At 58.5% G+C, this 24,420-nt stretch carries 23 protein-coding genes; 16 read left to right on the forward strand and 7 right to left on the reverse strand.

The annotated features are described in order from the left end of the window. Positions 1–42 precede the first annotated feature (42 nt). Positions 43–1,458: an aminotransferase-like domain-containing protein gene (locus C2U54_RS07690; RefSeq protein WP_103178091.1), complete on the reverse strand. Its 1,416-nt coding sequence runs from the start codon at positions 1,456–1,458 to the stop codon at positions 43–45. 176 nt (positions 1,459–1,634) lie between these two features. Here C2U54_RS07690 and C2U54_RS07695 point away from each other — a divergent pair, with 176 nt between their 5' ends. Continuing rightward, on the forward strand, positions 1,635–1,796 hold the full coding sequence (locus C2U54_RS07695) for a DUF1127 domain-containing protein (RefSeq protein ID WP_103178092.1): 162 nt from the start codon (positions 1,635–1,637) through the stop codon (positions 1,794–1,796). Positions 1,797–1,890: 94 nt separating this feature from the next. Here the strand turns inward: C2U54_RS07695 and pdxR are convergent, their stop codons facing one another. Further along, the gene (gene pdxR / locus C2U54_RS07700) at positions 1,891–3,282 is read right to left on the reverse strand and encodes a MocR-like pyridoxine biosynthesis transcription factor PdxR (protein WP_103178093.1); all 1,392 of its coding nucleotides are present in this window, start codon (positions 3,280–3,282) and stop codon (positions 1,891–1,893) included. A 100-nt stretch (positions 3,283–3,382) separates the two neighbouring features. On the opposite strand from pdxR, the gene C2U54_RS07705 reads away from it, so the two are divergent. Then, the gene (locus tag C2U54_RS07705) at positions 3,383–3,862 is read left to right on the forward strand and encodes a carboxymuconolactone decarboxylase family protein (RefSeq protein WP_103178094.1); all 480 of its coding nucleotides are present in this window, start codon (positions 3,383–3,385) and stop codon (positions 3,860–3,862) included. Here C2U54_RS07705 and C2U54_RS07710 read toward each other — a convergent pair. Continuing rightward, entirely contained in the window at positions 3,849–4,751 is a 903-nt protein-coding gene (locus tag C2U54_RS07710; protein ID WP_103178095.1) for a LysR family transcriptional regulator, read from the reverse strand. The two genes, C2U54_RS07705 and C2U54_RS07710, sit on opposite strands and share 14 nt — an antisense overlap. Before the next feature lie 100 nt (positions 4,752–4,851). Here C2U54_RS07710 and C2U54_RS07715 point away from each other — a divergent pair, with 100 nt between their 5' ends. From C2U54_RS07715 to C2U54_RS07730, 4 genes are all read left to right on the forward strand, one after another. Then, positions 4,852–6,267 carry an aldehyde dehydrogenase family protein gene (locus C2U54_RS07715; RefSeq protein ID WP_103178096.1) on the forward strand — a complete coding sequence of 472 codons (1,416 nt, stop codon included), beginning with the start codon at positions 4,852–4,854 and terminating at the stop codon, positions 6,265–6,267. A 236-nt stretch (positions 6,268–6,503) separates the two neighbouring features. Further along, on the forward strand, positions 6,504–6,827 hold the full coding sequence (locus tag C2U54_RS07720) for an antibiotic biosynthesis monooxygenase family protein (RefSeq protein ID WP_103178097.1): 324 nt from the start codon (positions 6,504–6,506) through the stop codon (positions 6,825–6,827). Then, the gene (locus C2U54_RS07725; RefSeq protein WP_103178098.1) at positions 6,820–7,215 is read left to right on the forward strand and encodes an amino acid-binding protein; all 396 of its coding nucleotides are present in this window, start codon (positions 6,820–6,822) and stop codon (positions 7,213–7,215) included. The genes C2U54_RS07720 and C2U54_RS07725 overlap by 8 nt, the downstream gene beginning before the upstream one ends. Continuing rightward, positions 7,190–7,885, forward strand: a complete 696-nt coding sequence (locus C2U54_RS07730; RefSeq protein WP_103178099.1) for an ArsR/SmtB family transcription factor — start codon at positions 7,190–7,192, stop codon at positions 7,883–7,885. The genes C2U54_RS07725 and C2U54_RS07730 overlap by 26 nt, the downstream gene beginning before the upstream one ends. 74 nt (positions 7,886–7,959) lie before the next feature. On the opposite strand, the gene C2U54_RS07735 is transcribed toward C2U54_RS07730, so the two are convergent. Further along, entirely contained in the window at positions 7,960–12,072 is a 4,113-nt protein-coding gene (locus C2U54_RS07735; RefSeq protein WP_103178100.1) for an autotransporter outer membrane beta-barrel domain-containing protein, read from the reverse strand. A gap of 390 nt (positions 12,073–12,462) precedes the next feature. Here C2U54_RS07735 and C2U54_RS07740 point away from each other — a divergent pair, with 390 nt between their 5' ends. The 7 genes from C2U54_RS07740 (at position 12,463) to bglB (ending at position 19,967) form a co-directional block, all read left to right on the forward strand. Beyond that, positions 12,463–13,026, forward strand: coding sequence for a helix-turn-helix transcriptional regulator (locus C2U54_RS07740; protein WP_158251046.1), 564 nt, complete (start codon positions 12,463–12,465; stop codon positions 13,024–13,026). Positions 13,027–13,216: 190 nt separating this feature from the next. Continuing rightward, positions 13,217–13,684: a MarR family winged helix-turn-helix transcriptional regulator gene (locus tag C2U54_RS07745; RefSeq protein WP_103178102.1), complete on the forward strand. Its 468-nt coding sequence runs from the start codon at positions 13,217–13,219 to the stop codon at positions 13,682–13,684. Next, complete coding sequence (locus C2U54_RS07750; protein WP_103178103.1) at positions 13,684–14,751, forward strand: HlyD family secretion protein; 1,068 nt, start codon at positions 13,684–13,686, stop codon at positions 14,749–14,751. Before C2U54_RS07745 ends, C2U54_RS07750 begins: the two co-directional genes overlap by 1 nt. A gap of 2 nt (positions 14,752–14,753) precedes the next feature. Beyond that, positions 14,754–15,833, forward strand: coding sequence for a DUF2955 domain-containing protein (locus tag C2U54_RS07755; protein ID WP_103178104.1), 1,080 nt, complete (start codon positions 14,754–14,756; stop codon positions 15,831–15,833). Positions 15,834–15,917: 84 nt separating this feature from the next. After that, complete coding sequence (locus C2U54_RS07760) at positions 15,918–17,591, forward strand: hypothetical protein (RefSeq protein WP_103178105.1); 1,674 nt, start codon at positions 15,918–15,920, stop codon at positions 17,589–17,591. 439 nt (positions 17,592–18,030) lie between these two features. After that, positions 18,031–18,897 carry a hypothetical protein gene (locus tag C2U54_RS07765; RefSeq protein ID WP_103178106.1) on the forward strand — a complete coding sequence of 289 codons (867 nt, stop codon included), beginning with the start codon at positions 18,031–18,033 and terminating at the stop codon, positions 18,895–18,897. Beyond that, positions 18,894–19,967: a beta-galactosidase BglB gene (gene bglB / locus C2U54_RS07770; RefSeq protein WP_103178107.1), complete on the forward strand. Its 1,074-nt coding sequence runs from the start codon at positions 18,894–18,896 to the stop codon at positions 19,965–19,967. Before C2U54_RS07765 ends, bglB begins: the two co-directional genes overlap by 4 nt. A 29-nt stretch (positions 19,968–19,996) precedes the next feature. Here bglB and C2U54_RS07775 read toward each other — a convergent pair whose 3' ends face one another. The 3 genes from C2U54_RS07775 to C2U54_RS07785 all read right to left on the reverse strand — a co-directional run bounded on the left by C2U54_RS07775 (position 19,997) and on the right by C2U54_RS07785 (position 22,859). Further along, positions 19,997–21,277, reverse strand: coding sequence for a DUF445 domain-containing protein (locus C2U54_RS07775; RefSeq protein ID WP_103178108.1), 1,281 nt, complete (start codon positions 21,275–21,277; stop codon positions 19,997–19,999). 146 nt (positions 21,278–21,423) lie between these two features. Further along, positions 21,424–22,068: a LysE family translocator gene (locus tag C2U54_RS07780; protein WP_103178109.1), complete on the reverse strand. Its 645-nt coding sequence runs from the start codon at positions 22,066–22,068 to the stop codon at positions 21,424–21,426. A gap of 47 nt (positions 22,069–22,115) precedes the next feature. Next, positions 22,116–22,859 carry a helix-turn-helix transcriptional regulator gene (locus tag C2U54_RS07785; protein ID WP_103178110.1) on the reverse strand — a complete coding sequence of 248 codons (744 nt, stop codon included), beginning with the start codon at positions 22,857–22,859 and terminating at the stop codon, positions 22,116–22,118. Positions 22,860–23,044: 185 nt separating this feature from the next. Between C2U54_RS07785 and C2U54_RS07790 the strand changes: the two genes are divergently transcribed. From C2U54_RS07790 to C2U54_RS07800, 3 genes are read left to right on the forward strand one after another with little or no spacing between them, the layout of a single operon-like run. Then, on the forward strand, positions 23,045–23,437 hold the full coding sequence (locus tag C2U54_RS07790; RefSeq protein ID WP_103178111.1) for a polymorphic toxin type 44 domain-containing protein: 393 nt from the start codon (positions 23,045–23,047) through the stop codon (positions 23,435–23,437). Next, positions 23,415–23,837 (forward strand): hypothetical protein, encoded by a 423-nt coding sequence (locus tag C2U54_RS07795; RefSeq protein ID WP_103178112.1) that lies wholly within the window; start codon positions 23,415–23,417, stop codon positions 23,835–23,837. Before C2U54_RS07790 ends, C2U54_RS07795 begins: the two co-directional genes overlap by 23 nt. A gap of 5 nt (positions 23,838–23,842) precedes the next feature. After that, positions 23,843–24,022 carry a hypothetical protein gene (locus C2U54_RS07800; RefSeq protein WP_103178113.1) on the forward strand — a complete coding sequence of 60 codons (180 nt, stop codon included), beginning with the start codon at positions 23,843–23,845 and terminating at the stop codon, positions 24,020–24,022. The last annotated feature ends 398 nt before the right edge of the window (positions 24,023–24,420 follow it).

Here is a 24,420-nt window from a genome sequence, read left to right on the forward strand (position 1 = left end):
GGGTCAGGCGCAGCCGCCACCCGGCGAACAGGCCGCACCGCGCTACTCCGCCATCGCAATATTCACCGCTTCCCCCATCTGTTCTACCGCCGCGCGGTGCTTCTCGTTTGGCGGCAGGGCGCAGTTGATCCGCAAACAGTTCCGGTACTTGCCGGAGGCTGAGAAGAGCGATCCGGCGGCGATCTGGATGTTAAACCGCGTCAGCTCCCGCGACACGCAGACCATATCCACATGTTCCGGCAGCTCCACCCACAGCATGTAGCCGCCCATCGGGCGGGTCACACAGATGCCGCAGGGGAAGAACTGCCTGACCCAGCAGGTGTAGGTCTCGATATTCTGCTGGTAGATCTGGCGCATCCGCCGCACGTGGCGGTGGTAATACCCTTCCCGGATAAAGGTAGCCAGTGCCAGCTGGCTGGCAGGCACGTTGGTGCCGCTGGCGGCATACTTCATGTGCATAATCCGGTCGTGATAGCGGCCCGGAGCAATCCACCCCACCCGCAGCCCGGGGGCGACAGTTTTGGTAAAGGAGTTGCACAGCAGCACCCGGCCATCGATGTCCAGCGAGTGAATGGTGGAGGGGCGGGGATACTCGAACGCCAGTTCGCCATAAATATCGTCTTCAAAAATGACGATATCGTGCCGCTGGGCCAGCGCCAGCAGCTGACGTTTGCGAGCTTCGGGCATGATAAACCCCAGCGGGTTATTGCAGTTGGGCACCACAATCACCCCTTTGATCGGCCACTGCTCCAGCGCCAGCTCCAGGGCTTCGACGCTGATCCCCGTCACCGGATCGGTGGGGATCTCGATCGCCTTGATCCCCAGGCCGCGCAGCATCTGCATGGTGCCGTAGAAAGAGGGGGATTCCAGCGCCACGATGTCGCCGGGCTTACAGATGGTCAGCAGCGCCAGAGAGAGGGCGCTGTGGCAGCCGCTGGTGACGATCAGATCGTCGGCGGTGACCACCGATCCGGCGTCCAGCATCAGGCGGGCGATCTGCTCGCGCAGTTCGCGTCGCCCGGCGAGTTCGTCATAGCTGAGCACCTCTTTAACGCTGTGCTGCACCACCCGGCTCAGCTCTTTCCACAGGGGCTTGAGGCTTGGCTGGGTCAGGTCGGGCTGGCCGCCGCCAAAGGCCGTGATGTCGGTTTTATTGCGCCCCTCCATCAGGGTCAGCACCTCATCCCACTGGGTTACCTCCACCGGGCGCTGCACCGGGCGCGACATCGCCGGCACCGGCGGCTGCGCCTTTCGCGGTGCGACAAAATAGCCCGAGCGCGGCTGGGGGGTGATTAGCTGTAAGTTTTCGAGGATCTGATAGGCCTGCTGTATGGTGCTGATGCTGACCCCGTGCTCCTGGCTCAGGGCACGCACCGAGGGTAAACGCTCCCCGCTGCGATAGAGCCCTTGTTCAATGCGTTCCGCCAGAAGATTGGCCAGATGTTGGTAGCGCGTCATGCTGTATCCCTTATTCTCGCCATACAGAAAAGCAAACCGGTACAGATGGCGGTAAAAACTGCCATGCAGTTCCTGTTTTAGACGATCTGTATGTTAAAAAAAAGTAATTTTTGAATCTGTATTGAAAGGTGTGGGATCCGTGATGATAACCCCTCAGACCCCCCGAGGAGAGCATCATGGAATTCCACGAAAATCGAGCCAAACGCCCCTTTGCGATCTTTATCTGGATGGGAAAAGCCCTCGTCCGCTGGTATCGCATCAACCGCACGCGCCGGATTTTGAGCAAGTTAAGTGATGAACATTTAAAAGACATCGGGCTGTCACGGTATGATTTGTAGCCTGCGCAGTTATCGCCGGGTGACGCTGCGCTTACCGGGCCTACAAGGGCACGAACCGTAGGCCGGGTAAGGCGTAGTCGCCACCCGGCGCTTGTCAGCGCAACAGTGCCAGCGTCTGCTGTTTCGGTTTTTCCAGCAAAGCCACCGCCTCCTGATACGACCGCACGTTGTTATACCCCATCACCAGCCCGTAGCGTTTGCCCGACCCGCTGTACCACGCCGACAGGGCGTTCACCTGGAGCTGATGCTGTTGCCAGCAGTGGGCGATCTCCTGGTCACAGCTGCCTTTGGTTAAGAACGCCACGATATGCATTCCCCCATCGTTCTGTTCGGTGAAGAAGCGGTCGCCATAGACTGCGTGCAGGGCGGCAATCATCCAGTCGCGTCGCTGTTGATAGAGGGCGCGCATCTTTTTCAGATGGCGGAAGAAGTGGCCCTCGTTGAGGAAAGTGGTGAGGATCTTTTGCGTCAGCACCGGCTGGCCGCTGGCGAGCAGATCGGCGCAGTCGTTAAAAGCCGTTACCGTGCTGGCGGGCATCACCACATAGCCAAGGCGCAGGGACGGCATCACGGTTTTGCTGAAGGTGCCCATGTAGATCACCCGATCCTGGCGATCGAGGCTTTTCAGCGACGGCAGCACCTTGCGGGTGTAGTGAAACTCGCCGTCATAGTCATCCTCAACGATCCACGCCTCGTTGCGGGTGGCCCAGTCGAGCAGTTGCTGACGGCGCGGCAGCGAGAGAGTGACCGCCAGCGGGCTCTGGTGCGACGGGGTGACGATGGCAAACCGGGCGTCGGCGTGGTGGCGCAGCAGGTAGTCTGTGTCCATCCCCGCGCGATCTACCGGCACCGTATAGAGGCGGGGCACGATGCGCCGCAGCAGTTGCTGGCCCATAAAATAGCCCGGATCTTCAAGCACCACCTTGTCGTTGCGGCTGGCGAGGGTATCGAGGATCAGGCGCAGGCTGCCGCTGTAGCCGCTGGTGATCAGCACCTGATCCGGCGTGCAGGTCAGCCCGCGAGAGATGTTCAGGTAGCGGGCAATCGCCTGGCGCAGGGGAGCCCAGCCCATCACCGGCGGGTTGAGCATCTCCTCCTGGCGCATGGCGCGCACCGCCTGGCCCGCCAGCAGCAGCCATTTTTTGTACGGGAAGCTGTCCAGCGCCGGGATGCCGGGGCGTAAAAAGCCGGCCCGTTCGCGCTGGCTGACCAGGGACTCCGGTAACGTGCCGGTGACAGTATCGTCAGGCGGCGGTGGCGCGGCGGGGAGGTTTAAGTCCGGGTTCACCCGGGTGCCACGCGCCCCCTGGCTCACCAGATACCCCTCGCCGATGAGAATGGCGTAGGCGGTTTCCACCGTTTTGCGCGCGACCTTCAGCTCCTCCGCCAGCACGCGAATGGCGGGCACCTTGTCGCCGGGCTTCAGTATGCCGCGGGTGATATTGTCCCGGTAGCGGGTATAGATCTGGTGATAGCCCGGTTTCATGTCCTACCTCGTTTCGCGGTTTTTGTATCTTTTTACTATGTCATGAACGGCGTAAATTTGCCCCATCGCATGACCTGTACCGCACAAAAGAGGAAAGACCATGAGCACTCGCGTTAACCACCATAAAGCCACACCTGCCCTCGCTAAAGCGCTCTCCGACCTGAGCATGGCGGTGAGCCAGACCTCCATCGACCCGGCGCTGAAGCACCTGATCGACATTCGTGTCTCCCAGCTCAACGGCTGTACCTTCTGTCTGGATATGCACGCGAAAGAGGCGAAAATTGCGGGCGAGCGTGAGCTGCGCCTCTACCATCTGGCCGCATGGCGCGAATCCCCGCTGTTCAGCGCCCGGGAAAAAGCGGCGCTGGCCTTCGCCGAAGCGCTGACGCAGATTGGCCCGCACGGGATCAGCGATGTCCTCTACCGCAGCGTGGCGGAACACTACTCGGAAAAGGAGATTTCAGAGCTGAACTTTGCCATTGTGGCGATCAACGCCTGGAACCGCTTAGGCATCACCTCCCGTATGGAACCGGGCTCCCTCGACGGTGCCTACGGCCTCAACAAGGCTAACCTCGAGTAAGACCCCGCTCGCGGATCATCGCCACCAGCGCCTGCAACCCAGGCGGGACGTGACGATGGCCAGGGTAATAGAGACGCAGTCCGGCAAAGGGCTGCGTCCACTCCTCCAGCACGCTCACCAGTTCCCCGCTTTGCAGCTCCTGTTGAATATAGAGTTCCGGTAAAAATCCTACCCCCAGTCCGGCTTTTACCGCCCGGATCGAGGCAAACAGATCCGAGGTGGCAAAACGGGGCACCACCGCCAGGGCAAGCTGCTCTCCACGCCGCTCCAGCTCCCAGCGGTAGATCCCGCCGTGCGCCATCCGCATGCCGATCCCCTGATGTTGCAGCAGATCGTCCGGCGTAAGCGGAATGCCGTGACGGGCAAAATAGTCCGGTGTGGCGGTGATGAGCTGGCGGATATCGGGGGTAAGCGGCACGGCGATCATATCCTGCGGGACCGATTCTGCGAGGCGGATCCCGGCGTCGTACCCTTCCGCCACGATATCGATCATCCGCGCTTCGCTTACCGCTTCGACGCGCATTTTCGGGTAGCGGATCATGTAGTCGATCAGCAGCGCGTCCAGGAACAGGGCGCCGACGTTGTTCGGCACGTTCAGGCGCAGGATGCCGGCAGGCTCGTCGGGATCGCTGTGGATCTCCAGGCTGGCCTGGCGGATCTCCTGCAAGGCAGGCCCCACGCGCGCGACAAAGCGTTGCCCCGCCTCGGTGAGGGCCACGCTGCGGGTGGTGCGATTGAACAGGCGCGTTTGCAGGCGGCTTTCGAGCCCGGCAATGGCGTTACTCGCGGCGGTGGCCGACATCCCCAGCTCCTGGGCCGCGGCGCGAAAGCTGCCGCGACGCACTACGGCCATGACCACTTCCAGCTCTGTCAGTCCTGAACGGTGCATAGATTATCCTGAAAATCGAAACAACCTTTGCAGCATAGCGTGGATTATCGTAACGGAGAAGGCGTGCCAGACTCGCTTTATCCAGTCTGAGGAGGTCACTATGCATCACATCGAACAGGTTTATATCAACGGGGAGTTTGTCACTCCACACGGCACGGAGCGCTTCGATTTGTATAACCCGGCGAAGGCGCGCGTCATCGGTCAGGTGCGTCTGGCCGATGCGGTGGATGGCGAACGTGCCATTGCCGCGGCCAGAGCCGCGTTTCCGGCGTGGTCGAAAGCCACAAAGCAAATGCGCATTGCCGCCCTGCAACGGATGCAGGCTACGGTGGCCGCCCGCCACGACGATCTGCTGGAGGCGGTGGTTGAGGAGTATGGTGCCCCCGCATCACGCTCGGCCTGGATGGCGAGCTATCCGGCGGAGGTGATTGCCCAGGCCATTGCGGCGCTGGAGGCGTTCGAATTTACGACCGTCGCGGGTGCGGCCAGAGTAGAGATGACCCCGCTGGGCGTCGCCGGGCTTATCACCCCGTGGAACAGCGATGCGGGCTTTATCTGCGGCAAACTGGCGGCGGCGCTGGCCGCAGGCTGCACCGCGGTGATCAAGCCCAGCGAGATGAGCGCCCTGCAGACGCAGATTGTGACCGAGGCGCTGCACGCCGCAGATCTACCGCCGGGGGTGTTTAACATCGTTACCGGGCGCGGCGATACGGTGGGGGAGACGATTAGCCGTCACCCCCATGTGGCAAAAATCTCCTTTACCGGATCGACCCGGACCGGCAAAGCGATCCTGCGCAACGCGGCGGAGAACTTTACCCGCGTCACCCTCGAGTTAGGCGGTAAATCGCCGACGCTGATTCTCGACGATGCCGATATCAAACAGGCGATCCCGCTGGCGGTCCAGGCCGGGCTGATGAACAGCGGCCAGGCGTGTGTGGCCGGTACGCGTATTCTGGTACCGCAGTCGCGTAAGGCTGAATTTGAGCAGGCGCTGGCGCTGGCTGTCGCGGCGGTGGCGTCGGGCGATCCGCGCGATGCGAAGACCGTGGTCGGTCCGATGGTGAGCGAGAGACAGTGGCAGCGGGTGCAGGGCTATATTCAGAAAGGGCTGGCTGAGGGGGCGCGTTTGCTGGCGGGCGGGGTAGGGCGGCCGGAGGGCACCCGGGATGGCTGGTTTGTCCGGCCAACGCTGTTCACCGATGTGCATAACCAGATGGCTATCGCCCGGGATGAGATTTTTGGTCCGGTGCTGTGCGTGATCGCCTACCGCGATGAGGCGGAGGCCATCGCCATTGCCAACGACACCGACTATGGCCTGAGCGCGCTGGTGCTCGGTGGCGACAGCGGGCGTGCCCGCCGCGTGGCGCAGCAGATCCAGGCGGGTCGCGTGCTGGTCAATACCCTCACACACGAGCCCAAAGCGCCGTTTGGCGGATTTAAGCACTCCGGCGTGGGGCGCGAGATGGGAACCTGGGGCATCAGCGCGTTTATGGAGCCGAAGTCGATCCTCAGCTAAAAAACGCCCGGCGGCGCAAGCTTGCCGGGCCTACGGTTCGTGCCTGGGTAGGCCGGGTAAGCGCAGCGCCACCCGGCGGTTCCAGCGCATCGATGCCACAACCGCCATTCCGTAGGCCGGGTAAGCGCAGCGCCACCCGGCAACCCCGGCGCACGAAAGCGACATTTCGCTCTTCACCGAAGCATCACGTTTTTGTTTCCTGCACTCTCTCCTTAACCTCACAACGGAGAGAGATCATGATTGCAGTCCTGTTTGAAGCCAAAGCCGCACCCGCGCACCAGGCGCGTTACCTGCAGCTGGCCGCCGAGCTAAAACCGCTGCTGGCGGATATCGACGGTTTTATCGATATTGAACGTTTTCAGAGCCTGACCACCGAGGGCAAAATCCTCTCCCTCTCCTGGTGGCGGGACGAGGAGGCGATTTGCCGCTGGAGACAAAATCTGTTTCACCAGGCCGCACAGGCCGAAGGGCGGGCGTCGATTTTTACCCACTACCGTATTCGCGTGGCGCAGGTGGTGCGGGAGTACAGTTCAGAAACCGGAGGGCATGCCGATGTATGACGTTCATGTGAGGTTCAACGACACCCCAGGCGAGCTGGCACGTTTTGGTCAACTGCTGGGGCGCAACGGCGTAGGGCTGGAGGGCGGCGGCGTGTTTGGCGTGGAGGCGCATTTCCTGGTGGTGGAGGGCGAAAAAGCCCGGCGCCTCCTCCTTGCCGCGGGTTTTAATGTGAAAGCGGTGCGAAAACCACTGATCCGTAAGCTGAAACAGGCGCGCCCTGGCGAGCTGGGCGAGATTGCCGCCGCGCTGGCCGCACAGGGGGTCTCCATCCTGACCCAGTACAGCGATCATGCGAATCACCTTATTCTGCTGACGGATAATGATAAGCTGGCCGCAGAGATCACCGGGCCGTGGGCTGCCAATGTTAAAGACGCGTTTACCTCCTGATAATAGCGCTGCGCTGGAGCTGGCCGTTGCGGCTGTTGCGGCGGCGATGGCCGATCCGTCACGGGTCAAAATGCTCTGTGCGCTGATGGACGGGCGGGCGTGGACCGCCACGGAGCTCAGCGCGGTGGCGGATGTGGCACCCTCAACCGCCAGCGGCCATCTCGCCCGGCTGGTGGAGGGCAGGCTGATTACCTGCCTTTCTCAGGGGCGGCATCGCTACTATCGTCTGGCGGGGCATGACGTTGCGGAGCTGGTAGAGCAGATGATGGGTCTATCATGGCACCGCATCACGCCGCCGGAAACCACCACACCTGCGTCGATGCGTTATGCCCGCACCTGTTACGACCATCTCGCGGGCACGGTCGCTGTGCAGATCTATGATTTTATGCAGGCCGAAGGCTGGCTGGTGGCAGACGGGTCTGCCCTCACCGGAAAAGGCCGCGAGGCGTTCCTGGCGCTGGGGATCGCGCTTAAGGCTAATACCCGGCGCAAAGCGTGTAGCGCCTGCCTGGACTGGAGCGAACGCCGTTTCCACCTGGGCGGTGAGGCGGGTGCAGCGCTGCTGGTTTTCCTGGAAACCAAAGGCTGGATCCAGCGGGTGGAAGGGTTTCGCGAGGTGACGGTGACGGCATCAGGGCTGCGGGCCATTCAGCAGCGTTTTAGCCGTTGAGGAAACGCCCGGCGGCGCCAGCTTGCCGGGCCTACAAAAAAGCAGCCGCATACTCTGTATGCGGCTTGTTTGTTTTAGAAGTTGAGCGACCAGGTGGCGCTCATTGTCTGATCGGTGTCGTGATGAGAGGCATTCACGTTATAGCCCACGCCGAAGGTCATATTGCCTTTCTGCATTTTCACCCCCAGCTGGCCGTTAAAGGCGGTGTCATCCATGATCTCTGCGCGGAGAGTATCGCTGGCGCTGATGCCCACGGTGTGCAGGGTGTTTTGACTCTCCCGGTCGCCGGTGACAGCAACCACGCCGACATCGGCCTGGGTACTCATCTTCCAGCCGGAATCCAGCGCGAAGGTTTTCGCGACTTTCACCCCTACCGGGAACTGCCAGATGTTCTGCGTGCCTTTATCGGTATGGAAGACGCGTTCATCCTGATCGTTTTTGGTATCAAAGGCCTCGGTCTTGAGCTGGTTATAACGCACACCCGCATGAGGAATGATATCCAGCACATCGGTTTCGATCAGGTACTCGCCCCGCACGCCCGCGCTGAACAGCATCCCGTCGACGTTTGCCTTCAGCTTGTTGCCTGCTTCCATCCAACCCGGCTGTTTCTGGTAAACATCGTTGCTGGTCTGGGTCAGGCTGACGTCGCCCGTCAGGTTCCAGCGATCCTGGTTCCAGTTCTGGTACAGGGTAACGCCCCAGAAGCTGAAATCATTGTGGGTGGCGTTGGTATCGCCGCGTGAATCACTGTCGCCATTACCGGCATGGAACGCCGCGCCGCTGCGCAGGGTGCCGTGTTCGGTCTGCCAGGCTTTGTCTCCTCCCATCATCAGGCCGTAGAATTTGCTGTTCTGGCCGTAGCTCAGATTCCCGGCGCTCAGGTCGCTGCTGCGCGGGTTACCGTACAGGGCGTGAACCCAGACGCTGGCGTCAGTGTCAGCGGGTTGCAGGCCCGCGTTGGCAATGGAGTTACGCTCCAGAACGGCATCCACCGCCGCGTTGCCTGCCGCCCAGGTATTGTGCTGCACGCCGCCCGCAGTGGCGATTTGCGCCGCGCTGTTGATGGTTCTTACTACCTCATCCACGCTCGCCTGTGGCGTATCGATAGCAACCGACAGATAACGTGCGCCCGCCTGGCTGGCAGAGCGTGAGTTCTCTCCGCTGGCGATAAGCTGATCCAGCGCATGGGTAGTGACCACGCCCGGCAGGACGTCCTGTGCCGCACGAGCCTGGGTGGTGACCCGCACCTCGCCGTCACGCTCCTGGGTCGTGGCCGTCAGCAGTTTATTCAGCAGCAGATTCTCGTTCTGCCAGCCGTTTCCAGCGATGTTGACATCCCTAAAGCCCCTGGCAACCGAGTAAGTCTGGTTGGCCTTTGCATCCGCGACGTAAAGTGCGGCGCTGTCCGCTACGTTCAGACTACCCTCGGTCGCATTCAGCGCGGCCTGGCCATTGGTCATCTCCTTCGTGCTGACCATCAGCAAAGAGTGGTCGGCAAAGTCAACGGTATTAAAGGCGGCGTCACGGTCGGCTGAGCTGCCGGTCAGTGAACCGTCGACCCGCAGCCCGCCCTGGGTGGCGTTAAGGTATTGCGGGGTATGGACAGAGACCGCCGCCGTGATGGCGTTTTCACCCCAGGTTAAGCCGCTGTTGGCGAAACGGGCTTCTGCCGCAGCGGTGGAGGTATCACCCAGCACCAGCAGGGCGTTCTGACCCACGGTGACGCGCCCGTTAATCTCACTGCCGCCGCTTGCCACATGGGAGGCGTTAGCCAGCGTCCCGCCATCCGTCCAGGCCGGGTCGATAAACAACCGGGCCCCCTGCAGATCCAAACGTTCTGCGACCAGCGTGCCCGCGGCGGCGATATCGCCGACGGTGATTTGTGCCTCCTGGCTGGCCGAGAGCTGCCCTGCCAGCAGGGAACCGTTAACCGCCATCTGGGCGCTATCCTGAAGCGCGACATCGCTGTGCAGAGTGGCTTGTTGTTCAACCCTGACCAGGCCGCTGCTGACTACCCCGGCAGCAGATCCGCCGGAAACCAGCGTGTGATCGCCTGCCACAATGTTCAGCGCGCCTTCAGGGGCCACGGTGACGGTACCGGTGAGATGACCGGTCACATCCTGCATGGCCGCGATGCCTAAGTTCAGCGTCCCGTTATTGACCGCTACCGCAACAGGCTCATCGGGTGCGCCGGCCACGTCGATCAACGCGCCAGCGGCCCCGGTCAGAGTCAGCGTCTGGCCGCCGACAATATCCACCGCTGGCTGGCCTTCACCTTCAAACCGCAGCTGCGATGCGCCGAAGCCGTTCCGCACGAAAATGGTGTCATCGGTGATCGCATCTTTCTCGCCGATAATGAGCCGGTTTTTGTCAGAGGTAACCTGGGTGTGGGCCAGCACCGCCTGGGTCATGGCGGCTTCGATTACGCTGGCGGTGCCCGCCACGCTATCGGCATTCTGCAGCGTGCCGAGCATCACCAGGCTGTTGCCTTCTGTGGAGCCCAGCAGCTCATTGACCGCCTTCACATAGTCCAGATGGTAGGTGTCATCGGTCAGGATCAGCGTGCTGTCAGTAAAGCCTACGTTCGCCCCGGTCTCGTTATAGCCCTCTGGCAGCAGGGATGAGGCCGCCAGGTTGAACAGCTGGTCAGAACGGGTTTGCAGCTGGCTATGGTTGATCATATTCAACGATGCGCCGCTGCTCAGCGCCAGGGTATCGGCGATAAGTTTGGTGTTATCAAAGGTTAAATTGCCGCTGCTCATCTGCACCGGCGCGGTCACGGTAGTGCCGTTCACTGTCAGGGCGCTGCCCACGTTGGTGTCGGTAAAGCCGTCGGTGAGGACCACATCGTCCGCGATAGCCAGCTTGCCGAAGTTGCTGAACTTCGTCCCGCTAAACTCAGGCATGTTCGCCAGGTGCAGGGTGCTCGCAGCGCCGCTGCCGTACAGATTACCCGCCACCTCAGCGTTATCCAGCCAGATGTCGGAGCGGAGCACTTTGGCACCGTTGAGGTTGATATCCCCGGAGAGGGTGCTGTCGGTCAGATGCAGATCCACGCTGCCCTGGCCGGCGCTGGCATCGACGTTGCCTGTCAGCACGGAGCGGGTGATATCCATGGCAATCTGCGCGGCTTTGTTGGCAATCAGGTTGCCGTTAAGGGAGGAGTCCGCCAGCGAGGCGGTAACGCTCTCCGAGCCGGAAAGCACCGTATGACCGACAATCTCGCTATTATCCAGGCTCAGCTGAGCGGCTTTGCCATTTGACAGGCTAATGGCGTTACCGTTTTTCTGGGTGGTTTTGGTGATGGTGGAATCGGTAACCGACAGCGCGCTGGTGCTGCCTGAGGTAGAGAGGGCCACCGAGCCCGTCAGCTGGCTATGGTCAACTACAATCGTATGCGTTTTATCTGCAGCGGTGAGGTTTGTGATTTCTATCGCATTGGCTGTTTTGGAGACGGCGTTAGTGGTATCGATGAGGCTGTTCTGCACCGTAATGGCGTTATTATTTGTCGCGTTGTACAGCAAAATGCTGCCCGCCTGAATACGGCTGTCCTGCACGGTGACGTCGTGTGTCCCCGCGCCGCCCACGTAGATGCGGCCTGTAATCAAGCTATTGTTCTGGATATCAATATCGGCATCACCGCTGTCAGCGACGTCCAGATGAATGGCGTTTCCGTCAAGATAGTACTTCGAGTTTGGGGCGTTTTTTATATCATAATCTCCCCCCTTAGCGGCACCGTTCAGGGTAGAGTTATCGACAACGATATGGGTATTGGTGTTAGAACTCTTCGCGCCCGCCTCGATGAAGTCCACCGCGGCCTTATTATTCAGGACAACGGTAGCTGAGCCCTCTTTACTGACGTTGATATAATGGCCACTCAGATTCGCGCCATCAACAAGAAGCTGTTGGATATCAGAAGAGGTTCGGGAAGAGGTGCCGCTGGCAAAATAGATATTCTGGGCCCTGGCCGTGCCGTCAATGGCCGCATCCTGGGTTTTCTGAGTGAAATACCACGCGGTAGGCTTTGGCGTTATCGGTGACGTCATGTCATATTGCGTTAATCCGCAGGTTCCGGTAAATGCAGTGCCCGCGCAGGTATTTGCCAGTGCTGGAGACAAAAGAAAACTGCTGCCCAGAATCATGCTCATGCTAATAGCCAGCTGATTCAGGCGAAATGATTTATTCATAAGGTGTCCCTCTCTTATTACGTAATGATTTTATTTCGCGATAGCGAATATAAAAATACATACACCGTTTAATCCTTCGTTACATTTTGCAGCATAACAAAAGAAAATAATATTGAGGGTGGGATTGTTCTTTCCTTGCCTGGAAAAGTCTTAAGTGGTCGGATATCTTGCTGTTATAACTGATTAAACTTTTCTTTAAATATCATTTTTTGTGCGCGATAGCACGAAATGCCGCTAATTACTTGAGAATATTCCTACAATCCCCCGGAAAACTGTTAATTGCAAATTAATACATTCTCACTGATTATTAATAAATCCACAGTGATGGTGAGGTTAAAGGGAATGGTAATAGTTTTAACATCCTGTAGATATTTCCAGCAGGGGTTTGCCATGCTGGTTGAACAGTTAATGTTCGACGCGCCGTCGTTTCAGCAGGTGCATTATCTTGATGACATCAAAAAAGTGACGAAAGAGGATCTTTCTCGCACCAAAGCGATTGTAGTGGATTATGGTGAGTCTGATATCAAAGTTCTGCATGCCCTACTGGATCTAAAAAACCGGTACGAGCAGAGCTATTTTATTTTTATCACCCGGGATGTGTGCTACGAAAGCACGATTGAAAATATTCTCATTAATACTATTGCCGATTATACCATCGACTGTAAAAGTGCCGTGCGAAAGTTAAGCGCATGTCTTGCCCATCTTGCCCAGGAAGATCAGCCGGTCACTATTTTTAAAAATGCCCGCTGGCACCATCTTGAAAAAGAACAACGGTTAACCCGTATGGAAACCATGCTGCTGCCCTATATTGTGTCGGGGAAAAAGAATAAAGAAATTACCCGCTATCTGGACGTAACGGGAAAAACAGTAAGCCATCATCGACGCAATATTTATCGTAAATTCGCTGTGACCAATCTGACCGGGTTGTTTAAAAAATTTGATCAACGTGCTTGATTCTGCAAGCGACCTCTATTGAACGAAGGATGACGGCACAAAAAAGCCTGGAAAAAGCGCTGTTGATTTTGATACCTGCCAGGGGATGAACGCTCTGCCCGCTTTCGCAATTCCTGCGCTTAACACCCTCGTTTCTTGATACTTACCCTGATAACTATTATCTTCTCAGCGTGTGAAGCGAGGACCTCCCATGCGTGAAGAAGATCTGTTCTGCCGCAGGCCGATGGGCATGCGGATGGCAATGATTGTGCGTCAGTGGCGCGCAGTGATTGACGATGCCATTCTCGACACCGGGTTAACCCAGTCGAGCTGGACGGTGATGATGCAGTTAAAGCAGTTGGGGGATAACGTCTCGGTGAGCGAACTGGCGGAGGTGCAGGGCATTGAACTGCCGCCGCTGATGCGCACCCTTTCACAGCTGGAAAAGCAGGGCTACCTGCTGCGCACCACATCGCCTTATGACAAGCGTATCCGGCTGCTGACGCTCACACCCGAGGGTAACGCGGTGCTGAAAACCCTGACCCGGATTATCGAGACGTTCCAGGAGCGGGTATCGCAGAATATCGCCCCGGAACATCTGGAGATTTTCAGCGCCACACTCAATCAAATCGCCTGCAACTTGCGGACTATCCGCGAAGAAGATAACAAGACCGAATAATCATGACCCCTGAACAAAAGTTTGCCCGCTGGGTAAGGGTAAGTATTGCCTCTTTCCTGCTGATGTTTGTCTATTTCATTATCGCCGATATCTGGATCCCGCTGACGCCGGACTCCACGGTGATGCGCGTGGTGACGCCCGTTTCCGCGCGCGTTTCCGGCTATGTGGCGGCGGTGCACGTGCATAACAACAGCCAGGTGAAGCGGGGCGATCTGCTGTTTGAACTCGATCCAACGCCATTCCGTAATAAAGTGGAAGCGGCGCAGATTGCGCTGGAACAGGCGTGTCTCGCCAATCAGCAGCTGGACGCGCAAATTGTGGCGACCCAGGCGAGCCTGAAAACCGCCCAGCTCACCGCCCGTAACGACAAAGTCACCTTCGATCGCTATCAGAAACTCAGCACGTTGCAGAACGTCTCCCGGGCGGATCTGGATAAAGTCCGCACCACCTGGCAGGGCAGCGAGCAGGCGGTGGCGAATCTGGAAGCCACCATTCATCAGCTGCGCATTGAGCGCGGCGAGCGCGACGAAAAGCGTAACGTGACCCTGCAAAAATACCGTAATGCGCTGGACGAGGCGGAACTCAATCTCCGCTGGACGAAAATCTACGCCGGGGCGGATGGGACCGTCAGTAACGTGCAGCTGAGCCCCGGTTTTTATGCCACCTCCGGTTCGGCGGCGCTGGCGCTGGTGAATAACCAGAGCGATATCGTCGCCGATTTCCGGGAAAAGAGCCTGCGCCATACCCGTCAGGGAACCGATGCCGCCGTGGTGTTTGACGCCTTCCCGGGCCACGTTTTCCGCGCCCACGTCACCAGCAGCGACGCCGGTATTCTGGCCGGGCAGGAGGCCGTCAACGGCCAGCTCTCTGAGCCGGAAACCTCCAACCGCTGGGTGCGTGACGCGCAGCGCATGCGCATTCACGTGGCGCTGGACGAGCCGCTGCCAAAGCACCTGCCGACCGGGGCGCGCGCCACCGTGCAGCTCTATAACAGCGAAGGTCCGTTTGCCCGCTTCTTCTCCGGCATGCAGATCCACCTCGTCAGCCTGCTGCACTATGTGTACTGATTATGTCTATTAATACCCTGGCGCGGGTCTTTACCCCGCACGGCAACATTGTCTATACCGCCAACGACTTTCGCCAGACGCTGCGCATCGTCTTTGCCGGGATGATCGCCCTGAGCGTGTCGAGCTTCTACAACACCAGCTATGGCGTCTTCTTCGTCATCTACCCGATTATGCTGCTGTCGTTGGTGCCGGTCTTTAACCGCCACGTGGCAAAACAGTTTGTGTTCAGTTCCGCCCTGAACTGCATTGAAATGGTGTTTATCATCGGTTATCTGGCGCAATGGCCGATGATCATGACCCTGGTGGTGTTTGGCCTCTACGTGATGCGTTTTCGCTTTATGAGCCAGGGGCCGCTGTTCCTCTTTGGCTCGATGGGGGTGGTGTGCCAGAGCACCATGCTCAACTTTATGAGCTACCCCACCACCAACTGGCACACGCTGCTCTTTTCCAACCTCGAAGCCAGCGTGATGGCGGTTTGCTTAAGCGCGCTGATGCACTATCTGCTGCCGGATGTCGAGCCACGCACGCCACCGCCGCGGCTGGAGAAAGATGCCGCCCGCGTGCGCCATGAATCGCTGCTCTCCGGGACCGTGGCGACGCTGATCTTTGTGGTGTTCCAGATAAGCGATCTCAGCGATTCGCTGTCGGCGCTGATGGCGGGCATCCTGATCCTCTTCCCGATGCACTATCGCGGCGCGGTAATGAGCTCCCTGTGGCGCGTGGTGGGGGTGGTGCTCGGCTGCCTCTATATTCTGCTGGTGCAGATGGTGCTCTACGATCACAGCAGCCACATGCTGCTAATGATGCCGCTGATTGGGCTCGGGCTGGCGTTTGGCGCCCGCCTGCACGTGATGGAGAAGGTGGGAGCCGGGGTCGGTTTTGCCAGCATCACCACCATCGGCATCATGTTCGGCCAGAACATGCACCCGGACGGCGACCTGGTGTTCAGCGATCTCTACCGTATTGTCTCGGTGACGGTGGCGCTGGTGGCGACCCTGACGATCGTGTTCCTTATGCACCTGTTTCTTAACTGTTTCGCGCCGACGCGCTATATCATCACGCCGCCCGCCGGGGATAAATGATAATGTGCGGTAGTCTGCACATTACTTCGCCCTTCTGTGGTAGTAATGCCGGTTGGCTAACCGGATGACAAAGGGAAGGGATCTATGTGGCAGACGCGGGCGCTGGAGCTGAATAATCAGGCTTACTGGAACTGGGAAAAGGCTTGCGAACTGGTGGACTGGGCCGTCGCGCATGACTTTAACACCGTGGTTGTCGGGCAGGCGGATCTGTTCGACAAGCTGGTCTCCCCGAAAGGCTACACGCCGCATCTCGACAACGACCGCCTCTCCAGCCAGCAGCGTGCCCGCTGCGTCTACCTCAACCGGCTGGGCCAACTCTGCCAGCAAAAGGGGCTGCGTTTTTACCTGCAGGCCAAAGAGTTCAGCTTCCCTACCGAACTGCTGCTGGCGCACCCGCACCTGTTTGAGCCGGGCCACGGCGTGCGCCTCGACGTTGATTTCTGGTGCGGGTTCCTGACCCGTAAAATCGCCCTGATCTGCCAGCGGATTCCTGCCATTAGCGGCCTGCTGGTCGCTATCTCCAGCACCGACGGCCTGCTGCCCGTGTCGCGCCCTAACTGGGAGTTACAGGCAGAGGGCGAGGTCAATCAGGTCCAGCGCGACGCCCGGAGCCTGGCCATCTATAGCTGCTGCTTTAATGCCATGTCCCGCACCATGCAGGCTGAAAATAAACACCTGGTGCTGCGGGTGTTTCCGGCGGGCAATCACGATCTGCACAACGTGCTGGAGGCGATCCGCCCGCAGCCCCAGAGCGTCAGCGTCTCCATTAAACTCACCCCGGAACGTTTCTGGCCGTCGTTTCCCAATAACCCGGCCCTGCTGGCGGTGGAGGAGCGTGAAGTGTGGGCGGATATCGATCTGGTGGGCGAAGAGGTGGGCTGGGGCGTCTTTCCCTGGCTGCGCATCGACGAACTGCAGGGGCGCCTGCTGTGGTGCCGCTCGAATCCGGCGATCCGCGGCGTGGTGTGCAAAGCCAGTTGGGAAGGGGTGGATAACCACTGGGTGATGGGCACCCTGAGCGAGTGCAATCTGGTGGCCTGTAGCCGGATGTTAGCCAGCGATGGCAGCCACCTTAGCGTGGCGCAACTGCTGAATAGCTGGCTGGATGAGCGCTATGGCTGGCAGCCGGATACCGACACTTTTGCCACCTTCCACGCCCTGCTGGAGCAGGCCGGGCAGGTGCTCTATGGCGCCATCTACGTGCGCGATCACGTTTTTCATCGCCACAGTCAGGTGCCGGAAAGCTATGGCCAGGCAGTGTGGAGCCTTTACGGGCAGCTCAACCGCAACCACTGGCTACCGGGTTCGGAGCGCGATATTTTCTTCAGCGCCAGCGACGTTGAAGCCTCTGCCGCGTCGCTGGCGCGCATTGCCCGCGAAAAAGACGAGGCTTGGGACGCCTCGCAGACCTTACAGGAAGCGGCCCTGCGCTTTACCGACACCGCCGCGTTCCCGTATGCGCTGAAACGCCGCTGGCTGGAGGAGTGGCAGGGCTTTGCCCTCTACTGCCATCTGTTTGTCCATGCCCAGAAGGCGTTCTTTACCCTGCGCTTTGCCCGCGAGGTGGAGAACAGCTGGAGCATGCGCGAAATCTGCCAGATCAACATCCAGGAGCTCTATCGCAGCGCCGCCGAACTGGACGATTTCTGCTTAAAGCACGCCGATGCTTCTCCCGGCATGCACGTGCTGTTCGATGCCTCCCGCGTGCGCGCCCTGGCGGACAGCCTGAGCGAAGAGCTGAAGGCACTAAAGCCTTAGTGTGATCAATATCACGTCAGATGGAGAGGGCTAAAAACCTGACGTGATCGCCCTCATCATTCTCCTTCCTTGCCGGTTACGTGGTGTGATCGGCATCACGCTGCATCGCTGACCGTCGTCCGGTTTGTGAGTTGCCAGGCATATCCCATCAGTCTCCCTCCTGGGCTGCTCGCCCCGCAAGGCCAATCTGCTGATGATAGCGGCGTAATGGACGGGCTGATGAGGAAGATATGTCGCAAGGTGACTGGCAGCTAACACAGGGTGACGCACTCACGCGTTTTCTGGGGTCAGCGGCAAAAGCGGAGCGCTTCGCCGAGTTCTATACCGGTGAAACGACAGAGCCCACCTGTGAGGTGGGACCGGATGCGCCGTCGTTTTGCCGTCGGGTGTTCCTGAAGACCCACGCCCGGCGGCGGGTGGAGCCCGCCCAGGCCCTGCCGTGCCGGGAAGGGGTTTTAGCGGCGACAACAACATTCTCTCTTTTTCGGGCTTTTATCCGCTGGCGTACCATCTGCAGCGCTGGCTGCGGGTGGATCTTTTTGCGCCCCATAGCGGCACCTTTACCTTTCGTCTGACGACCTGCGGCGGCGTGCGGCTCTGGCGTGACGACGAGCCGCTGGTCTGCTTTACGCCCTTCACCCGCAACCGCATGCAGCACACCGAGGTCGCGCTGGCGCTGAGCGCCGGTAAAAACCGCCTGCTGATCCATCTGGATGAACTGTTTGAACGCGATACGACATTTGCCCTGCAAATGGTCTACCTCGACGCGACCCCGCTTGACTATGGGCTGCCGGACGCGTGCCCGCAGCTCATCGCCCCACGGCAGTACACGCCGCCTGCGCACAGTACGACGGCCCACGACGATAGCGGCCAACGCCTGTTGGCGCTGATGGCGCAGCGGGAATATGGCCCGGAACTCGACGCGCTGCTGTACAGCACCCTGACGCGCGTCAGCGCCCGGGAGGCGGGCTCGGTGTTTTCACTCCTGTCGCTGCTCCTCCTCTGGCATCGCCATCGGGGAGAGCACTTCCCGGCGGTGCTGTGGCGGCGGGTAAAATCCACGCTGCTGGGTTATCGCTACTGGCACGATGAGCGGGGCTGCGACGTGATGGCGTTCTGGGGCGAGGAGAATGTGCTCGCCTTCCAGACGGCGCAGTATCTGGCGGGGAAGTTGTTCCCGGATGCGCTGTTTATCGCCTCTGGCCGCCTGGGGCATCAGCAGCAACGCCTGGCGCTCGCGCGTGCCGCCGATACCGGGGCATTACTGGCCCATGCAGAAACATTTGTAGAAGGGGCGACAGCATGAACAGCGCGCAGCAGAGTAAAATACTGGATCGCGTGGTGCGCGGTTTCTGCCGACTGAAAAATCTTGATGAAGTGGGGGCTGGAGACGGGTTCTCCATCAACTTTGAAGAGTGGGAGTGGGAGATTGGTGTCGGGCTGTATGGCTTCTGGCGCTTTGCGGAACACCAGCAGGATGCGGTACTGCAGCAGTCGATTCTGGCGTGGTACGAAACGCAGATTGCGAAAGGGCTGCCGGAGATGCAGATCAACACCACCGCGCCGATGATCGCCCTGGCGCTGGTGGCCGGGCATCATCAGCGTCAGGATCTGCTTAAGACGGTCAACGACTGGGCCGACGCCCTGCTGCGCGATCTGCCAAAAACCGAAGAGGGCGGATTCCAGCACGTGGTGAAAGAGCAGGCGAACACCGGCCAGCTGTGGGATGACACGCTGTTTATGACCTGTCTGTTCCTCGGCGTGGCGGGGATCGTGCTCAAACGCCGGGATCTGATCGACGAGGCGAGCTACCAGTTCCTGCTCCATACCCGCTATCTCAGCGATCCGGTAAGCGGGCTGTGGTATCACGGCTGGACCTTTGTCGATAAGCACCATTTCGCCGGGGCGTTCTGGGCGCGTGGCAACGCATGGATCACCGTCGCCATTCCGGAATTTATCGCGCTGATGGGCGAGCATCTGGACGCCAGCGTGCGTCGCTATCTGGCGCAGGTGGTGACGCGTCAGGTGCGCACGCTGTGCGAGCTACAGGCGGAGAATGGCATGTGGCACACGGTGCTGGACGATCCGCTCTCGCCCCAGGAGTCCTCCGCCACGGCGGGTATCGCCTGGGGGATGCTGCGCGGCGTGCGGATGGGGATTCTGGATGCGTCGGTGAGCAGGCATGCCCTGCGGGCGTTCGACGCGGTGATAGCGCGCATTGACGAGGAGGGGATTGTGCGGGAAGCCTCCCGCGGCACCATGCTGGGCTGGGATATTCAGTATTACTGCGATATCGCGATGGCCCCGGTGCCCTACGCCCAGGCGTTAACCATCCTGCTGCTGCTGGAGATCGATCAGGGCGGCTGGCTGGAATAATGCGCAGAAGGCCGGCGATCCGGCCTTTTTTAGCGGCCCAGCAGCGGCAGGAGTTCCGGCAGTTGCGAGAGTAAAAACAAAATCAGCCCAATCGTGCCGCCCACCAGCGTGCCGTTGACGCGGATAAACTGTAAGTCCTTGCCGATGTTGAGCTCAATCTGGCGGGACATATCTTTGGCATCCCAGCCTTTTACCGTGTCGCTGATATGGCGGGTGAGGAAGCGGGCAAAATCGGGCGCCACGCGATGTGCGGCCTGCTCCAGATGTTCGTTCAGCGAGGCGCGCAGGTTGCTGTCTGCCACCAGGGTTTCACCAAACCACAGCCCGGCATTGGCGAGACGCTGCTTCACGCGGGAGTCGTCGCGCTGCATATCGGCCTTCAGCCACTGGCGCAGGTCGGCCCACATTTCGCCCAGATAGCGGTTAAACGCCTCGTCATTCTTCAGATACGTTTTGATGTTCTCGGCTTTGGCCGCGGTTTCCGGGTCGTTTTTCAGGTTATCGACCAGCTTATGCACCGCGCGGTCGAAGGCCTGGCGGATCTGATGGGTACGATCGTGGCTGACGTCATCCAGGATGGCGTTCACCGCGTTTGAAACCACCTCGGCGCTCTGATCCCCCAGCCACTCGGTGGGTAGCACCATCGATTTGCGCGGATGTTCGGTCTTCAGCCAGTGGACGATCTGCGCGGCGATAAAATCGCGCGTGCTGTCGCGCTGCAGCAGGGTAATCAGGCGATTAATCACCGCGTCCAGCAGCACTTGGTGACGCCCGTTTTTCGTCATGCTCTCCAGCATGGCGGCGCTGGTTTCGCTGAAATCGACCTTATCCAGCGCTTTATGCACCGCCCGCTTCAGCATCCGTTGAATGCGCCCGTCGTCGGTCAACTCCAGAAAACCGCTCATCACCTGCATGATATGCTGCCCGACGCGCTCGGCGTTGTCCGGCTTGCTGAACCAGTTGCCGATAAGCAGCGCCGGTTCATGCTTGCGGATGAGCGCCACCAGCGATTGAGTATCGAGGAATTTCTCCTGCACGAACTGGCCGAGATTGTCGCCAATCCGGTCCTTATTACGCGGGATAATCGCCGTATGCTTCGAAATAAAGGGGATCGGCACCCGGCGAAACAGGGCCACCACGGCAAACCAGTCCGCCAGCGCGCCAACCATCGCCGCTTCGGCAATGGCTTTTACGCCGCGCACCCAGAAGGTTTGTGGCAGAAAGAGGGTAGCGATAAAGGTCGCGGCGGCAATCAGCAGCAGCGATAGCGCCAGCAGCTTGGCGCGTTTGAGTTCAGCGAGTTTTTCCATAGGGTTAAGGATAGAGGGAGAAAAGGCGAAGGGGCAAGGGAGCGGGCATTTTCCCCGGTGGCGCTGCGCTTACCGGGGCTACGAGGAGTGCGCGGGGGGGGGTGTAGGCCTGATAAGCGTAGCGCCATCAGGCGTTTTCTCTGCATTCACAAGGGTAAGAAGAATCGCCATAAAATCCCTGTGCCAAACGCAATCAGCACCATCCCCGCCACGCGCTCCATCTTCCAGATGTGGTCGCTCAGCCGACGTTGAACGGCGGGCAGGGCGATGAACGACACCACCGCCAGATCCCACGCCAGCACCACCGTGACCATCCAGATGCCGCTCACCGACTGCTGGAGCAGCGTCACATTCGGCCCGAGCAGGGCGGTCATCAGCGCCAGATAAAAGAGGGCATTTTTCGGATTTAATACCGCCGACCCCAGGCCGAGCAGAAGCTGCCTGCGCCAGCCGGGGCGTTCCGGCTCCGCATTATCCAGCTTCAGGGTGCGGGCGCGACTGTGGAGCAGATGCCAGCCTATCCACAGCAGATACAGCCCGCCCAGGAGTTCAATGGCGTTAAACAATAGCGTGTACTGGCGCAGCGCGCTGGCGCCAACGATCACCAGCAGGATATAAAGCCCGTTGCCCAGGGCTATCCCCACGCACAGCCCGGCGCTGCCGCGCAGGCGATGACGGGCGGCGAAACCCATCAGCAAAAAGAAATCCGGACCGGGGCTGAGCAGGGCGACGAAGTGCGCCAGCGCGAGCGCCAGAAAAGCGGGCGGGAAGAGAGCGGGAGTCAGTTCCATAGTGACCTCATCAACAAAACTGAGGTCAGGCTACAGGGGATGGCGCGCTAATTATTGTCGGATATTGATCGCCCGGTGGCGTACTGGCGCGGCGTAGCGGCGGTGTAGCTGACGAAGGTTTTATGGAAGTGGCTCTGATCGGCAAAGCCGCTCTGGTAGCTGACGTCGGCGATGTTGTCCCCGGCGCGCAGGCGGGCTTTGGCGAACTCTACCCTTGAGATGGCCAGAAAGGTGCCGGGCGTCAGGCCGGTATCCTGCTTAAAGGTTCTGATTAACGTCTCTTTGCGCAGTGAAAAGCGTTGGGCTAAGACATCCAGCGAGGGCGGTGCCTGCAGGCTGTGGCGTAAGGTCTGTAACAGTGCAAGGCTGGAGGGGCGTAGCGTTTCAGGCGGAGAGGGGTTTTCTTTCAACGCTGCCAGTAGGGCATCGATAGCTTCGGGCGACAGCGTGTCAACCACAGCCAGATACTGGCGGAAAAGCGCTTCGCTGCGGATCACCTGCATGGCGGGCTGAAGGTCAGTCTCCAGATAGAGCATGTGGTAGCTGCGGGGTTGTCCCGCAACGGGGTTACAGCTGTGCGGCAGATGCGCGGGGATGACAATCAGGTCGCCAGGATAAAGCGTAAACGGCTCGCCGTTGCAGGTGCAGCAGGTTTGCCCCTCGAGGATGGCGCCAATGGAGAGCTGAGCATGGCTGTGACGCTTATAGGCTTGGGTGCTCTGCCAGGTGCTGCGCAGCTCAATACCGGGCTGGCGTATGAAGGTCTGATTGACTTGGCGGGTATGGGGCATAGCGGTCACCGGTGTGAGGGATAAAGGGGGTTCGGTGCTTATAGCATGAGCGGACAAAGGTGTCGCCTGGAATAATTTGGGAGAGGTCGTTATGTGATTAGAATAGTGGTATAAAATTCAGGGTTAAATAAAATAGCGACGACGCATCATGGACTTATAGGTGAAATTATCAAAGGAATGAATATATGGCCGTTATACCATTATTACCCAAAGAGGGTTTGGATCTTATTCATAAGAATATGCGCGAGGCGCGTATAAATGGAATGTCGAGAAATATGGCCTTGCCGCAAACTTATTACTGGTTCTATCAAAAAGTCCGGAATCGAGGGCCCTGGGATTACAAACAGCAAGACAGAAAACTGGCAAATTTTGGCAATTTTAATTATGGTGCAACAGGATTTGCCGCGGGTATACCTGAGAAAACGCTCTATATGGGAGCGGGTTTTGCGCAGTCACATGCTAAGACGTCGCGTCCACAATGGGGTGCATGGCATGGCGAATTTCCCTATGGTGACGACCCGCGCGATCAGTTTTGGATTAAACAGGGAATAAACTATGCACGTCAGCACGGCTATTAAATGGTTACATCGGCTGATCACCATCCTGTTACTTATTATCGTTGCAGGCTATTTTTCTTATGAATACTTCATGGAGAGTCGAAGCGACGATCGTTTAGTGATGCAAAAGGAGATTTCAGAAAACGTGACGCTTTACGTCACGCAGTATGGGGGTGGGGCAACCGTGCCTGATGTCTATCGTTATTACCTGGATAAAAAAAATCAGACGATAGAGCAGCTCAGGGAAAGTGAGCCTTTTCTTGTTTCAGATAATGGCAGTGCCATAATTAGCGGCTACGGAAATACTATCAATGTTAAGTTATCAGGGCGTATCTACTCTTTCAGTAATCTTACAATGTTCTACGCTCAGGAAAATCTGGTTATCCCTGTGATTAATCTTACTGCTACAGGAGTACGTTAATTCATATGGACATGAAAAAGCATGCAGTGGTGAGACTCAAACGCGATGATATGCCACTACATATTATCCTGCATACTAATGAACTGTTAGCATTGGCAGAAAAGTCTGATAAGGAAATCGATTATAGCGATATTCCAGAAACTACCGATGAACAGTGGGGTAATGCGGTTCGCGGGAAATTTTAGTGATCTAAAATAACAGATGCCACCTGAAGGTGGCGCGCTCGATATAATTGGCTTCACCCTCGTAAAACCCTTTGTGGAAGCGGTTTTTATAGCAAGCCAACGATGGTGGCTCTATTTAGAAAAATAGAAATCGTGACAGTAAATTAAATGAAAAATAGCAATTTTTTCTCCTGTATGTATAAGCATATTTTAAAGGCTTTGATATTCTTGACGGTTCAGATCTGGAGTTTGTTTGAAGCCGTATTATTTGTAGGCGGGTTTATAGTTTGCCTTATGTTGCCTGTCGTGTGGCCAATGAAGTTCGTTTATGCCGCGTTATGGCTTGTTGTATTCTACGTATGTTTAAACGTTATTGGTGTATTAGAAAAATCTCTTGCCAGAAAAAAAAGCGAATAGGA

The organism is Leclercia sp. LSNIH1, assembly GCF_002902985.1.
GTDB lineage: Bacteria > Pseudomonadota > Gammaproteobacteria > Enterobacterales > Enterobacteriaceae > Enterobacter.